Here is a 13054-nt window from a genome sequence, read left to right as displayed (position 1 = left end):
GACGGATCGGAGAGTGGGGTCAGGGCTTTCGGGCCAGGCCTGCGACGATCAGCTGCTCCCAGACGGTCAGCTCGCGAACGGCGGTAGGGCCCGTGACGGGATCGGGCCGCCACTGCGAGACGGGGACGACACCGGGTTCCAAGATCTCGAGATCACCGAAGAGTTCCGCGATCTCCTCGTCGGTGCGCCACCGGCCGCGGCCGAAGGTGGACTGCAACTTCTGCTCCACCGCTTCGGTCTCGGCGTTGTTCCCGGAGCGGAAGTGCGAGATGAACACCGCGCTGCCGGAGGGGATCTGGTCGGTCCAGAAGCGGACGATCTCCGCCGGGTTCTCGTCGTCGTTGAGGTGGTGCAGGATGGCGCTGAAGACGACCGCGACCGGCTGCTCGAAATCGATCAGCCGGATGACGTCGGGATGCTCGCGAATTCCCTTCGCGTCGCGGACGTCGGCCTGGATGACGACCGTCCGATCGTCGGCCTCCAGCAGCGCGCGCCCGTGCGCGAGGACGATCGGATCGTTGTCGACGTAAACGACTTTGACGTCCGGTGCGTGCCGCTGCGCGACCTGGTGCACGTTGTCGGCGGTCGGCAGGCCACTGCCCAGGTCGATGAACTGCCGCAGGCCGGCCTTGGCCAGCTCGCCGACGGCGCGAACCAACACCTCACGGTTGGACGTCGCGATGACGACCGAACCGGGAAGATCGTTCTTGAAGTGGTCGCCGATTTCCTGATCGACCGGGTAGTAGTCCTTGCCGCCGAGCAGGTAGTCGTAGACCCGAGCGATGCTCGGCTTGGACGGATCTATCACGTTCGAGCTATCGGACACGTTCGCACCCCCGACTCGCCGGATATTGTCCCCGCCAATAGTAGGAGACGTCCGCGTGGTCCCGCGCCCGACTGCCAACGACCACAGCGGAATTCGCCGATCAACCGCGGCTTGTCGCCGACTCCATCACGGGCGACCGCGCCCGATTCATCGCGGGCGACTTGGCTGCGAATCCGATTCATCGCGGGCGACAGCGCTGCGCCCCCGATTCATCGCGGGCGACCTGGCTGCGCCCCCGAGCTCGCGGGAATGCTCATGCGGCCGAGTTCGAATTCGACGCCGTCGAGGGCTGTGATGGCGTCGCCGGAGCGTATCCGGCCCGCGAGACCACCCGCGGGCCGGATACGGCAGAGTCCTCGAAAACCGCCCCGATCAGGCGGAAACCGCGGCCTGCTCCCGCTGCAACTCCAGCGCGATATCGATGAGCTGGTCTTCTTGACCACCGACGAGCTTGCGCTTGCCCGCGCGCACGAGCATCTCGGCGGCGGAGACGCCATAGCGTTCGGCCTGGCGCTCGGCGTGCTTGAGGAAGCTCGAGTAGACGCCCGCGTAGCCCATCATCAGGGCCTGACGGTCCAGCAGGCATTCCTGCGGCATGGCGGGACGGACGACGTCTTCCGCGGCGTCGGCGATGGCGAAGAAGTCGATGCCGGTCTTGATGCCCAGCTTGTCGCAGACGCCGACCAGCGCCTCGACCGGCGTATTACCTGCGCCGGCACCGAAACGCCTTGCGCTGCCGTCGATCTGGCTAGCACCGGCGCGAATCGCGTAGATGGAGTTGGCCACCGCGAGATCGAGATTCTCGTGACCGTGGAAACCGACCTGCGCGTCGTTGCCGAGCTCGGCGACCACCGCCGCGACGCGATCGGAAACCTGTTCCAGGACAAGCGCTCCCGCCGAGTCGACGATGTACACGCACTGACACCCGGCGTCGGCCATGATGCGCGCCTGCTTGGCGAGCACCTCCGGCGGCTGGGTGTGCGACATCATCAGGAAGCCAACGGTTTCCAGCCCGAGTTCGCGCGCTAGGCCGAAGTGCTGGATGGAGACGTCGGCCTCGGTGCAGTGGGTGGCGATGCGGCAGATGGACGCGCCGTTGTCCTGGGAGACCTTGATGTCCTCCTTGACGCCGACGCCGGGCAGCATGAGCACCGCGATCTTGGCCTGCTTGACCGTCTGGGCGGCGATCTTAACCAGTTCCTGCTCGGGGGTTTTGGAGAAACCGTAGTTGAACGAGGAACCGCCGAGCCCGTCGCCGTGCGTCACCTCGATGACCGGAACGCCCGCGCCGTCGAGCGCGGCGACGATGTCACGCACCTCGGTGGCGGTGAACTGGTGGCGCTTGTGGTGCGAGCCGTCGCGCAGCGAGGTGTCGGTGACGCGGATGTCGAGTTCTGCTGAATAAGCCATGGGTAACGCTCCTTACACCCGGGTCGAGGAGATCTGTTGTGCCATGACCTCGCCCACCTTGGTGGCCGCTGCGGTCATGATGTCGAGGTTGCCCGCGTACGGGGGCAGGAAGTCGCCCGCGCCCTCGACCTCCACGAAGACCGAAACCTTCGCCAGGCCACCGGAAACCACCGACGGCTCGTCGAACTGCGGTTCGTTGAGCAGTCGGTAACCGGGCACGTACTGCTGGATGTCGGCGACCATCCGGTGGATGGAGTCGGCGATCGCGTCGGTGTCGGCGTCCTCCGGGATGGCGCAGAAGATGGTGTCGCGCATGATCATCGGCGGCTCGGCCGGGTTCAGGATGATGATCGCCTTGCCGCGCTCGGCGCCGCCGATGGTCTCCACGCCCCGACTGGTGGTCTTGGTGAACTCATCGATGTTGGCGCGAGTGCCAGGGCCGGCGGACACCGACGACACCGACGCGACGATCTCGGCGTACGGCACCGGCACGACGCGCGACACGGCCGCGACGATCGGGATGGTGGCCTGGCCGCCGCAGGTGATCATGTTGACGTTCGGCGCGTCCAGGTTGGCGCCGAGGTTCACCGGCGGCACCACGGCGGGGCCCACCGCGGCCGGGGTGAGGTCCACCGCGCGGATGCCCGCCTCGGCGTACTTCGACGCGGCGGCGCGGTGCACGTAGGCCGAGGTGGCCTCGAAGACCAGGTCCGGCAGCTCGGACTGCCCGAGCAACCAGTCGACACCTTCGTGCGAGGTCTCCAGCCCGAGCCCGCGGGCGCGCTTGAGGCCCTCGCTCTCCGGGTCGATGCCGATCATCCAGCGCGGCTCGATGACCTCCGAGCGCAGCAGCTTGTAGAGCAGATCGGTGCTGATGTTGCCGGACCCGACGATCGCGGCGGTGACGGTCCCGTTGGACACGACAATCCTCCTAGATGAATTGCAAACGGACGGAACCGAGTCCGGCGAACTCGGCGTGGAACTTGTCGCCAGGACGGGCGTCGATGGCGCGGGTGCAGGAGCCGGGCAGCACGATGTCGCCCTTCTTCAGCCGCACGCCGAACGAGGCGACCTTGCGCGCCAGCCAGGCCACGGCGATGACCGGATCGCCGAGCACCGCGTCGCTGCGCCCCTCGGCGACCACCTCGTCGTTGCGGGTGAGCACCGCGTCGATGGCCTTGATGTCGATGTCCTTCGGCGCGACCCGCTCCGGTCCGAGCACGTAACCGGCCGAAGACGCGTTGTCCGAGATGGTGTCGCACAGGCCGATGTTCCAGTCCTTGATCCTGGAATCGATCAGCTCGATCGCGGGCGCGTAGGCGACGGTCGCGGCGAGCACGTCCTCCTCGGTGCAGTCCGCGCCGGGCAGGTCGGCGCCGAGCACGAACCCGACTTCGACCTCTACGCGCGGGAAGAGGTAGCGGTCGGCCTCGACCGGAACGTCTTCGAACACTTCCATTTCCGCGAGCAGGTGCCCGTAGTCGGGCTCGTCCACGCCCATCATCTGCTGCATGGCCTTGGACGAGAGGCCGACCTTGTGGCCGACCACGCGCGCGCCGCTGTCGAGGCGGCGGCGGATGTTGATCAGCTGGATCTCGTAGGCGTCGACCACATCGATGTCGGGGTATCGCGCGACCAGCGGGTCGATGGCGACCCGATCGTTCTCGGCCCGCGCGAGTTCGTCGGCGAGTTCGGTTCGTACCGCGTCGGACAGCACGCTAGTTTCCTTCCACTGTTGCTTTTTCGAGGACGGCCTGTTCGTCCGCCGCGGACCGTCCCGCGCGGCGACCGGAGAAGACGCAGTCGGCCAGCGAGAGACCGCTGACGTAGGAATCCGAGCAGATGCCGACGGCGGTCCGGCCCGCGGCGAACAGGCCCGGAATGTCGTTGCCCTCGGCGTTTTTCACCGCGCCGGTGTGCTCGTCGACGACGACGCCGCCGAGGGTGAGCATCGGGCACGGGTTGGTGAGACTCGGCTTGATCCCCACATCCAACAGCCAGTACGGGCCGCTGCGCACGGGTTCGGTGAATTCAACGGGCTTGCCGACCGGGTCGGGTGTGCCGTTCGCGATGGCGGCGTTGTGCGCGTCGACGGTCGCGCGCAGCCCGGCCGGATCGATACCCGCCTTGGCCGCAACGGCTTCCAGTGTCGCGCCACGCACCGCGTTGCGGCGCATCACTTCGAATTGGCCGCGCTGGAACCAGGTCGCCTGGGTGCGGATCTGCGCTATCGCGGTGCGCATGAGCCGCGCGTCGGCGAGCAGCCAGCCCTTGCCCTCGTGCTCGTTGATCAGCTTGTGGCCGACCGCGGCGCCGTAGCGGGTCTCGTCGATCACCCGGCGGCCGTGCGCGTCGACCAGCACCGAGCCGGTGAAAGCGCTGGGCGGCAAGATGAATCGCCAGGCCGAGACGTTGCCCATGCGGTCGGTGGCCGCGCCGACCTCTTGCGCCATCAGGATGCCGCTGCCGTCGTCGCCGGTGGTGCCGAGCGCGAGACCGGCGCGGTACTGCGGACCGTACTGCGCGAGCATGGCGCGATTGGCGATGAAGCCGCCCGCGCTGACCACGACGCCGCGTCTCGCCCTTACCCGAATCGTCGTGCCGTAGCGGCGATCGAGCAGGTCGAGGCGCTTCTCCAGCGACTTGCGCAGCGGCGGATAGTAGATGCCCGGCTTGGCCGCGGCCTTGGCCATGCGGCTGTAGCGGTCACGGACCCGGCCGGGGGCGTCGCGCAGCGATCGGCATTCGACGCCGATCACCACGCCGTTGTCGTCGGTGATCAATCGCGTTGCGGTGGTGAGGGTTTCGACCCGAATGCCGCGGCGCGCCGCGGAGGCGGCGAGCGGGCCGGTGAGCTGCTTGCCAGAGGTGCCCTTGCCCTTGACGCGGTGGCCGCGCTGCGCGGGCTCGGCGACCTCGCGGCCGTAACCGGAGACCTCGCTGCCGGAGTAGTACAGGTAGTAGCTGTCGTTCGGGTACGAGGTCTTGTACGGGCAGAGCGAGGCCTCGAACGGCACGCCGTGCCCCTTCAACCACTCGATCATGGCCGGGCTCTCGTCCACGAAACGGCGCAGCGTCTCCGGTGTGACGGCGGTGCCGACCTCGCGCTCGAGATAGGCGAGCATCTGCTCCGGCGTATCGCGCACCCCCGCCTCGCGCTGCACCGACGTGCCGCCACCGGCGTAGATGATGCCGCCGGACAACGCAGACGCGCCGCCTCCGTTGAACCGCTCCAACACCACGACCTGCGCGCCCGCCTCCGTCGCTTCCAAGGCGGCCGACGCTCCCGCGGCGCCGTATCCGACGACGACCACGTCAGCGGTCAGGTCCCATTCGAGGCCCATGTACTTCACTCCGGTCCGAAACTGAAACAAGTTTCCTCGACAAATGGAACGCCGAGCAAGTCTTCTGCCACACAACATAGACCAATGGCGCGTCCATTCTATAACGTGTTCTACATGACAGATCCGGTTCTCGAGCCACACAGCTACGACGTGGTGGTGGTCGGCAGCGGCGCCGCGGGCATGACCGCCGCCCTCACCGCGGCCCACCACGGCCTCAGCGCGGTCATCATCGAAAAGGCCGCGCACTACGGCGGGTCGACCGCGCGCTCCGGTGGCGGCGTGTGGATTCCCGGCAACAAGGCGCTGCGCGCGTCGGGTCGTCCCGACGACCGTGAGGACGCGCGCACCTACCTGCACAGCATCGTCGGCGACGTGGTGCCAAAGGACCGGATCGACACCTACATCGACCGCGGCGCGGAAGCCTTCGACTTCGTGCTCGACCACACCCCGCTGAAGATGAAGTGGGTGCCCGGGTACTCGGACTACTACCCGGAGGCGCCCGGCGGTCTCGGCGAGGGACGCTCCTGCGAGCCCAAGCCTTTCAACCTCAAAGTGCTGGGCGCGGAGAAGGACAAGCTGGAGCCTCCCTATGCGAAGGCGCCGCTGAACGTGGTCGTCATGCAGGCGGATTTCGTCCGCCTCAACCTCATCCGCCGCCACCCGAAGGGCATGATGCGCGCCATGCGCGTCGGCGCGCGAACCTACTGGGCCAAGTTCACCGGCAAGCACATCGTCGGCATGGGTCAGGCCATCATCGCCGCCATGCGCAAGGGGCTGATGGACGCGAACGTTCCGGTGCTGCTGAATACGCCGATGACGGAGCTCGTCGTGGAGAACGGCGCGGTCACGGGCGTACGTGCGCTGGTGGACGGTAAGCCTGTCGTGTTCACCGCGCGCCACGGCGTCGTGCTCGGCAGCGGCGGTTTCGAGCACAACGCGGAGATGCGCGCGAAGTACCAGCGCCAGCCCATCACCACCGAGTGGACGACGGGCGCGGCGGCCAACACCGGCGACGGCATCCGCGCCGGCATCGAGGCGGGCGGCGCGGTCGACTTCATGGAAGACGCCTGGTGGGGGCCGACCGTCTTCAAGGGTGGTCGCCCGTGGTTCGCCCTCGCCGAGCGCAATCTGCCCGGCTGCATCATCGTCAACCGCGACGGCAAGCGATTCGGTAATGAGTCCGCTCCTTACGTCGAGGCTGGGCACACCATGTACGGCGGCGAATATGGGCAGGGCGAGGGTCCGGGCGAGAACATCCCGGCGTGGCTGGTGTTCGACCAGCGCTATCGCAACCGCTACATCTTCGCCGGATTGCAGCCTGGTCTGCGCTTTCCGTCCCGCTGGATGGAAAACGACAACATCGTCAAGGCCGAAAGCCTGGAAGAGTTGGCGTCCGCGATCGGCGTGCCCGCGGAGAATCTGGCCGCGACCGTCGAGCGGTTCAACAAGTTCGCCGAGGCCGGCACCGACGAGGACTTCGGCCGCGGCAACAGCCACTACGACCGCTACTACGGCGACCCGACGGTGAAGCCGAACCCCTGCCTCGCAGGCCTGGTGCAGGGTCCGTTCTACGCGGCCAAGATCGTGCCTGGCGATCTCGGCACCAAGGGCGGTCTCGTCGCCGACTCGGCGGGCCGGGTGCTGCGCGAAGACGGCAGCACCATCGAGGGCCTCTACGCCTCGGGCAACTGCTCGACGCCGGTCATGGGCCACACCTACGCCGGACCCGGCGCGACCATCGGCCCCGCGATCACCTTCGGCTACCTCGCCGTCCTCGACATCGCCAAGCGCAAGCAGGAGCAGCCCGCCGCGGCCGCCTCCGAGGCGTAACCGCATGCCCCTGCCACACAGGCACCACACGGTTCACATAGGCGGTGCCTATGTGAACCGTGTGAAAAGTGTGTGGCATCGACCCGAACCGCTCGCGCTGCGCCGCCGGACGTGCCCGTGTGGCGGTACGCCGACCTCGCAGACCGTGGATCGTGCGGGACGCCGTCCTATGCGGCGACGAACCCACGGATGCGGGCGCGACACCGGCCCGCGCGGCGCACGAGCCCGCGGATCTGGGTGCGGCGCCATCTCACGCAGCGGCCGGGCTCGCAGTCGAGCGCGGCACCGGCCCGCACGCGGCGGCCGGACTCGCGGCGGGCCGCCGTCCCGGCGAGTGGATTTGGCGTTGCCAGTGGCGGGCGCGTGCCCGCAGGATCGATTCGTGGGCTGAGACGAACCAATCCGTCCACAACCATGCACAAGGAGTACTGATGCCCATCGACCCGAAGATCGCGCTCGGCGCGGAACTGCCGAGCCGGGAGTTCGCGTGGACGCCGTCGGATGTGCAGCTCTATCAGCTCGGCCTCGGCGCGGGAGCGCGGTGGACCGATGCCGCCGAGCTGCGCTACCTCGACGATCGGGAGCCGCAGGTGCTGCCGACCTTCGCGACCGTCGCGCAGACTCTGCACGAGACCGAGCCGCCCAAGGTGAGCTTCCCCGGTATCGACATCGACCTGGCGAAGGTGGTGCACGGACACCAAGAGGTGGAGGTGCACCGCCCGATCCCCGCCGCGGGGAAGGCGACCAGCACCGGGCGGATCAGCGAGATCTGGGACAAGGGCTCGGCCGCTGTGGTCGTGCAGGAGCACACCATCACCGGCTCCGACGGCGCGCCGCTGTGGACCACCCGCTCGTCCATCTTCGCCAAGGGTGAGGGCGGCTTCGGCGGTGAGCGTGGGCCGAGCACGAAGTCGGAACTGCCCGATCGCGCACCGGATTTCGACGTCACCACGCGCACGCTGCCGCAGCAGGCGCTGCTGTACCGGATGCTCGGCGACCGCAATCCGCTGCACTCCGACCCCGAATTCGCCCGCGCGGCAGGGTTCCCCAACCCGATCCTGCACGGCCTGTGCACCTACGGAATCGTCTGCAAGACCGCGACCGACACCGCACTGGATGCCGACGCCACCCGCGTCACCGGTTTCCGCGCGCGCTTCGCCGGTGTGCTCTACCCGGGCGAGACGATCCGCACCCGGATCTGGCGCACCGACGGCGAACTCGTCATCGCCGCGACCGTGGTCGAGCGCGAGGACGCGCCGGTGCTCGCGGACGTCAGCCTGAAGTTCGAGTAGGGCGGGACATCAGCGTGGAGCAGCCGGGGTGACCGTCGCTCGTTCGGAGAGTCGGTCACCTTCGTGCGCGATCTAGCCGGACGGCGGACCGACTATCGCCTCTGATCGGTTGCGGCGTGGGCCGAGGCCTTGGATGACCAAGGCGTACAACACGATCACGACGACCGGCGCGACCGCGGGAGCCCAGGCCAGACGCAGCGGCAGCAGGGCCGCGCCCACCGCGCAGGCCGCGAAACCCACCGCCCCGACGACCGAGGGCAGCGTGGTCGGCACGACGCCGACCGGCGCGGTCACGGTCGCCGCGTTCAGCAGGTAGGTGGTGGCCACCAAACCCGTTGCGGCCGCAGCGAGTACACCGGTGTCGGCCCAGGCGAGCACGCCGATCGCGACGAGCACGGCGGCGACCGCGGCGGGGCGGAACCACCAGCCCGCCGCCGTCAGTATCAGTGCGGGAATGGCCGCGAGCGGCGACATGAGCAGGACCGACGTGACGAGTAGGACACCGGCGAGCACGGCGAGGAATCTGGTCATCGGCGCACCCGCACTGTCCTGCGGTGTTCGGGCAGCAGGCGCATGATCTCGTCGAGCCTGGCGTCCTGCGCCCACGGCACGATGTCGACGCCGACGGTGCCCATGTCGCGATACATGGAGGCGCGTTCCAGCTGCCACATGCGCGCGAGGGTCTGGTCGAGACCGTCGCGAAACGGCGTGCCGCGCAACACGTCCACCACCACGACGACGTGCCCGCGCTTTCGCAGATCGATCAGCGCCAGCGCGAACTGGGTGTCGAGCAATGTGGAGAAGGCCACCACGATCGCGCCGAGCGGCACCGCGGCGTGCGGCGCAAGGGTGCCGGTGGTGGGGATGTGCTCGTCGCCCACGTCGAGCACGGTGTCGACGATCCGGTAGAACTGGCGCCGCCCGATGTCGGGCCGCAGCCAGCGCGGGTCCTGGCCTAGGCAGACCACCGCGGTCCGGTCGCCCGCCTGCAATGTCGACTGCACGACCTGGGCCGCGCCGCGCACCGACAGCTCGAGCGAATCGGTCGCCGGGCCCGGCGCCTGCTGCGAGGTGTCGACGAGCACGACGACGTCGGCGGACCGGTTGGTCAGCCGCTCGGTGACGTACAACCGCCCGCGCCGGGCGCTGACCGGCCAGTTCACGATCCGCAGCTGATCGCCCGGCGCGTAGGCGCGAATGTCGGCGTATTCCACGCCCGGGCCGTGCCTCCGGGTCAGATGGGTGCCGAGCCGTTCCGGAAGTTCGGTGCGCGGCAAGCGCATTCGCTGCGGGTCGGTCACCGGGTAGACGAACAACTGTCCGGCGGGCAGCGTCGCCGTCGCGATGGCGAGCCCCGCCGGGCTGAGCGCGGACACCCGCACCGACACCGGGTAGCGGCCCCAGCGCGCGGCCGAGAGGGCCAGCCGCAGCCCGGCGGGCGCCGCCCCTGAGTCACTCGCCTCCTCGATCTCGATCCCGAGTCCTTGCACCGTCTGCGGCTTCAGGCGAAGCAGCGCGTGCCCCGCCTCGACGAAGGCGGCGACGGTGAGGACAACCTCCTCGGTCTCGAAGCAGCGCAGGGTGCCGCCGCCGTCGACCTGGATCCTGGTCCGCGACTGCTGCCACGGCGCGGTCGCGAGCACGCCGAGCAGCGGCGCGGCGAACACCACCAACTGCCACCGCGCGGCGACGACCGCGACCACCAGCGCCACCGCCGCGCAGCAGGCCAGCATGTACACCAGCGGCGCTGCGCGCCACCGCAATTCGGCCTCGACGGTGGCGCTCGCGTCGCGGTGCCTCGACCGGGTCATGTCACGGTGGCGCGCGGAACCGGCAGGCGGCGCAGCAGTTCGGCGATGACGTCCTCGCCGCGGATCCGCCGCACCCACATCTCCGGGCGCAGCGTGATCCGGTGCGCCATGGCCGGAATCGCCAGCGCCTTCACGTCTTCCGGGATGACGTAGTCCCGGCCGAGCAGCAGTGCGCGGGCGCGCGACATCTGCACCAGATCCAGTTCGGCGCGCGGACTCGCGCCGACCTCGACCTGCGGGTGGCCACGGGTGGCGCCCGCCAGAGCGACGACGTAACCGACCACGTCGGGATGCACCGTCACGTATTCGACCGACTGCCGCATCTCCAGCAGCCCGTTGGCGTCGACCACCTGGCCGACCTGCGGCGGCGTCGCGCCGCGCTCCAGGCGCCTGCGGATCATCTGGGTCTCGTCGTGCTCGGACAGGTAGCCCAGCCGCAGCTGGATGGCGAAGCGGTCGAGCTGCGCCTCGGGCAGCGGATAGGTGCCCTCGTATTCGATGGGGTTGTCGGTGGCGAGCACGATGAACGGCTGCGGCAGCGGGTAGGTTTCGCCGTCGATGCTGACCTGTCCCTCCGCCATCGCCTCCAGCAGCGCGGCCTGGGTCTTCGGCGGGGTGCGGTTCACCTCGTCGGCCAGCAGCACGTTGGTGAAGACCGGGCCGCGCCGGAAGTTGAACCGGCCCGAGTTCATGTCGTAGATGGTGGAGCCGAGCAGGTCGGCGGGTAGCAGGTCGGGGGTGAACTGCACCCGCGTGAAGTCGAGGCCGAGCGCGGCGGCGAAGGATCTGGCGATCAGCGTCTTGCCGAGTCCGGGCAGGTCCTCGATGAGGACGTGCCCACCGGACAGCACGGCGATCATGATCAGCTGCAATTCGTCGCGCTTGCCCACGACGACGCGGCCCAGCTCCCGCAGCACCGCCTCGGTTCGCTGGACGGTCACGTCCAGTGGCATCGTCATTTGTCTACTCGCACTCGTCAACCCATTTCACATTCTCTGCAGGCGGCGCAGGATCTCGTCCAGCGCCGCCCGACCCGGTGCGCGCGTCGTCTGATCGCGCAGTGCCGAGTTCGCCGGATCCACCCAGCGCCACAGTTCCGGTCCGAACTGCAGAATCCCGGCCGCTTCGGTCGCCCTGCGGTTCTTGGCTACCCGCATGCCCGTGGACAACTCGAATTCTTTGGCGAGCAATGGCCGCAGGTGCCGATCCCAGTCGGCCCTGCTGCCGTCGGCGCGCTCTGCGAGCATCTGCGCCCGCGCCTGCCAGCGGTTCAGCATTTCCTGCGGGCCGTTCTCGATGTCGTCGGCGCGCTCGTCGTCGTCGGCGTTCCCGCGCTCGCGCAACGTCAGGATCAGCTGGAACAGCGCGAGGGCGACCGGGACGGCGGCGAGCAGCAGCATCGCACCGCGCGCCCTGCCGAACGCGACCAGCTCCAGCACCACTACCGCGACGATCGCGGCGGCCGCGATCCCTGCCCTGTTCATCCGGCCACCACCACCTCTCCTTGCAGGTCGGCGAGCACGATGCGCAGCAGCTGTTCGGCACGCATCCGCTGCCACTCGAGCATCGCGTGTGGACTGAACCTGGCCTCCTCGAAGAGCGCGACGAGCTCGCGGGCGGACGCGTCGTGCAGCGCGCCGCGCTCGAACGCGCGGGCAAGCACTTCCATCGGGGTGTCGGAGGCCAGTGGCGCGGCCGCGCGGTCGACGGCGAGACCGCGCTCCATGGCGACATAGCAGGCGATGATGGCGGTGCGCGGCTCCTGGCCCGGCGCGTTCATCGCGGCCAGACCCATTTCGGCGGCCCTGGCGAGCGAATCGACGGCGGTCGGCGGTGCGGGAGTCTCCGGCAGCGGAGCGGCGGCCGGCTTGCGGCGGGCCGTCGCGGCGACCACCACCAGACCGACCAGCGCGACACCGACCAGGACGCCTGCGCCGACGATCGTCAGAACCAAGCCGGTTCCGGTCAGGCTCTCGGCTCCGCCGGGCTGGGGCGGCGGAGTGGTAGGGAGATGTTCGGGCGGTGCGCCCTCGCCGGTGGCGGGCGCGGGCTCGGACGGCTGCACTTCTGTGCGGACGCCGACGAAGAACACGGCGGAGGCGGCGGCCAAGACCAGCGCGAGCCCGGCGAGAGCCGCGAGTACCAGCAGACCGACCCGGCCGAGTCGCCATTGGCGGCGCTCCTCCTCCCGATCGAGTTCGGGCATGGCGAGCGGCAGCCGGTGCTGACTGGCGATCACGCCCGCGAGCAGGATCACCACCGAGACCGTGAGCAGCACCGGCATCAGCGCCAAGGCGAGCGCGGAGGGACCCGAGCGACGATCGGCGCTCTCCTCGACCGCGCCGGGAATGTGCCCGCGTAAGGCGATCGCGGCAACGGCCAGCAGCGTGATCAGCACGATCACGCGCGATATCGCCGCTCGCGCCCGGACCACCAGCGTCTACCACCAAACCTGAGAACTGCTCGAATCAGCCACATAGTTACATGCCGAACGGTCCGCTCGGGAGCGAATCGAATACTTCGGATCATGTCCGTTTTAAC

Annotated in this window: 12 protein-coding genes; 2 read left to right on the top strand and 10 right to left on the bottom strand. The window is 69.0% G+C overall.

What is annotated here, in order from left to right; translation table 11 throughout:
• Positions 1 to 19: 19 nt before the first annotated feature.
• The 5 genes from CRP45_RS28475 to CRP45_RS28455 all read right to left on the bottom strand — a co-directional run bounded on the left by CRP45_RS28475 (position 20) and on the right by CRP45_RS28455 (position 5580).
• On the bottom strand, positions 20 to 826 hold the full coding sequence (locus CRP45_RS28475) for an SAM-dependent methyltransferase (protein WP_097247781.1): 807 nt from the start codon (positions 824 to 826) through the stop codon (positions 20 to 22).
• Positions 827 to 1198: 372 nt separating this feature from the next.
• Positions 1199 to 2236, bottom strand: coding sequence for a 4-hydroxy-2-oxovalerate aldolase (gene dmpG / locus CRP45_RS28470; protein WP_097247780.1), 1038 nt, complete (start codon positions 2234 to 2236; stop codon positions 1199 to 1201).
• A gap of 12 nt (positions 2237 to 2248) precedes the next feature.
• The gene (locus tag CRP45_RS28465; RefSeq protein ID WP_097247779.1) at positions 2249 to 3157 is read right to left on the bottom strand and encodes an acetaldehyde dehydrogenase (acetylating); all 909 of its coding nucleotides are present in this window, start codon (positions 3155 to 3157) and stop codon (positions 2249 to 2251) included.
• 10 nt (positions 3158 to 3167) lie between these two features.
• The gene (locus CRP45_RS28460; protein WP_097247778.1) at positions 3168 to 3953 is read right to left on the bottom strand and encodes a 2-keto-4-pentenoate hydratase; all 786 of its coding nucleotides are present in this window, start codon (positions 3951 to 3953) and stop codon (positions 3168 to 3170) included.
• 1 nt (position 3954) lies between these two features.
• Entirely contained in the window at positions 3955 to 5580 is a 1626-nt protein-coding gene (locus CRP45_RS28455) for an FAD-binding protein (protein ID WP_097247898.1), read from the bottom strand.
• A 105-nt stretch (positions 5581 to 5685) separates the two neighbouring features.
• On the opposite strand from CRP45_RS28455, the gene kstD reads away from it, so the two are divergent.
• Together kstD and CRP45_RS28445 are read left to right on the top strand one after the other, a co-directional pair.
• Complete coding sequence (gene kstD / locus CRP45_RS28450) at positions 5686 to 7410, top strand: 3-oxosteroid 1-dehydrogenase (RefSeq protein WP_372508072.1); 1725 nt, start codon at positions 5686 to 5688, stop codon at positions 7408 to 7410.
• A gap of 431 nt (positions 7411 to 7841) precedes the next feature.
• Positions 7842 to 8702, top strand: a complete 861-nt coding sequence (locus CRP45_RS28445) for a MaoC/PaaZ C-terminal domain-containing protein (protein WP_067792234.1) — start codon at positions 7842 to 7844, stop codon at positions 8700 to 8702.
• Between the two features lie 72 nt (positions 8703 to 8774).
• Here the strand turns inward: CRP45_RS28445 and CRP45_RS28440 are convergent, their stop codons facing one another.
• The 5 genes from CRP45_RS28440 to CRP45_RS28420 are packed head-to-tail and all read right to left on the bottom strand — an operon-like array spanning position 8775 to position 12917.
• A complete protein-coding gene (locus CRP45_RS28440) occupies positions 8775 to 9233 on the bottom strand; it encodes a hypothetical protein (RefSeq protein WP_097247777.1) in 459 nt (152 codons plus the stop codon).
• Complete coding sequence (locus tag CRP45_RS28435; RefSeq protein ID WP_097247776.1) at positions 9230 to 10513, bottom strand: DUF58 domain-containing protein; 1284 nt, start codon at positions 10511 to 10513, stop codon at positions 9230 to 9232. Before CRP45_RS28435 ends, CRP45_RS28440 begins: the two co-directional genes overlap by 4 nt.
• Positions 10510 to 11472: an AAA family ATPase gene (locus tag CRP45_RS28430; protein ID WP_097247775.1), complete on the bottom strand. Its 963-nt coding sequence runs from the start codon at positions 11470 to 11472 to the stop codon at positions 10510 to 10512. Before CRP45_RS28430 ends, CRP45_RS28435 begins: the two co-directional genes overlap by 4 nt.
• A gap of 27 nt (positions 11473 to 11499) precedes the next feature.
• Entirely contained in the window at positions 11500 to 11997 is a 498-nt protein-coding gene (locus CRP45_RS28425) for a hypothetical protein (protein WP_097247774.1), read from the bottom strand.
• Positions 11994 to 12917 carry a DUF4129 domain-containing protein gene (locus CRP45_RS28420; RefSeq protein ID WP_097247896.1) on the bottom strand — a complete coding sequence of 308 codons (924 nt, stop codon included), beginning with the start codon at positions 12915 to 12917 and terminating at the stop codon, positions 11994 to 11996. The genes CRP45_RS28425 and CRP45_RS28420 overlap by 4 nt, the downstream gene beginning before the upstream one ends.
• Positions 12918 to 13054: the final 137 nt, after the last annotated feature.

The sequence above is a fragment of the Nocardia amikacinitolerans genome, assembly GCF_900215415.1.
GTDB lineage: Bacteria > Actinomycetota > Actinomycetes > Mycobacteriales > Mycobacteriaceae > Nocardia > Nocardia amikacinitolerans.
The sequence above is the reverse complement of the archived record's forward strand: the minus strand, read 5'-3'. Positions and strand labels throughout refer to the sequence as shown.

Coding starts and splice junctions, on each gene's coding strand:
- dmpG (WP_097247780.1), bottom strand. CDS start 2,236: ATGGCTTATTCAGCAGAACTCGACATCCGCGTCACCGACACCTCGCTG.
- CRP45_RS28455 (WP_097247898.1), bottom strand. CDS start 5,580: ATGGGCCTCGAATGGGACCTGACCGCTGACGTGGTCGTCGTCGGATAC.
- CRP45_RS28445 (WP_067792234.1), top strand. CDS start 7,842: ATGCCCATCGACCCGAAGATCGCGCTCGGCGCGGAACTGCCGAGCCGG.
- CRP45_RS28440 (WP_097247777.1), bottom strand. CDS start 9,233: ATGACCAGATTCCTCGCCGTGCTCGCCGGTGTCCTACTCGTCACGTCG.
- CRP45_RS28435 (WP_097247776.1), bottom strand. CDS start 10,513: ATGACCCGGTCGAGGCACCGCGACGCGAGCGCCACCGTCGAGGCCGAA.
- CRP45_RS28430 (WP_097247775.1), bottom strand. CDS start 11,472: ATGACGATGCCACTGGACGTGACCGTCCAGCGAACCGAGGCGGTGCTG.
- CRP45_RS28425 (WP_097247774.1), bottom strand. CDS start 11,997: ATGAACAGGGCAGGGATCGCGGCCGCCGCGATCGTCGCGGTAGTGGTG.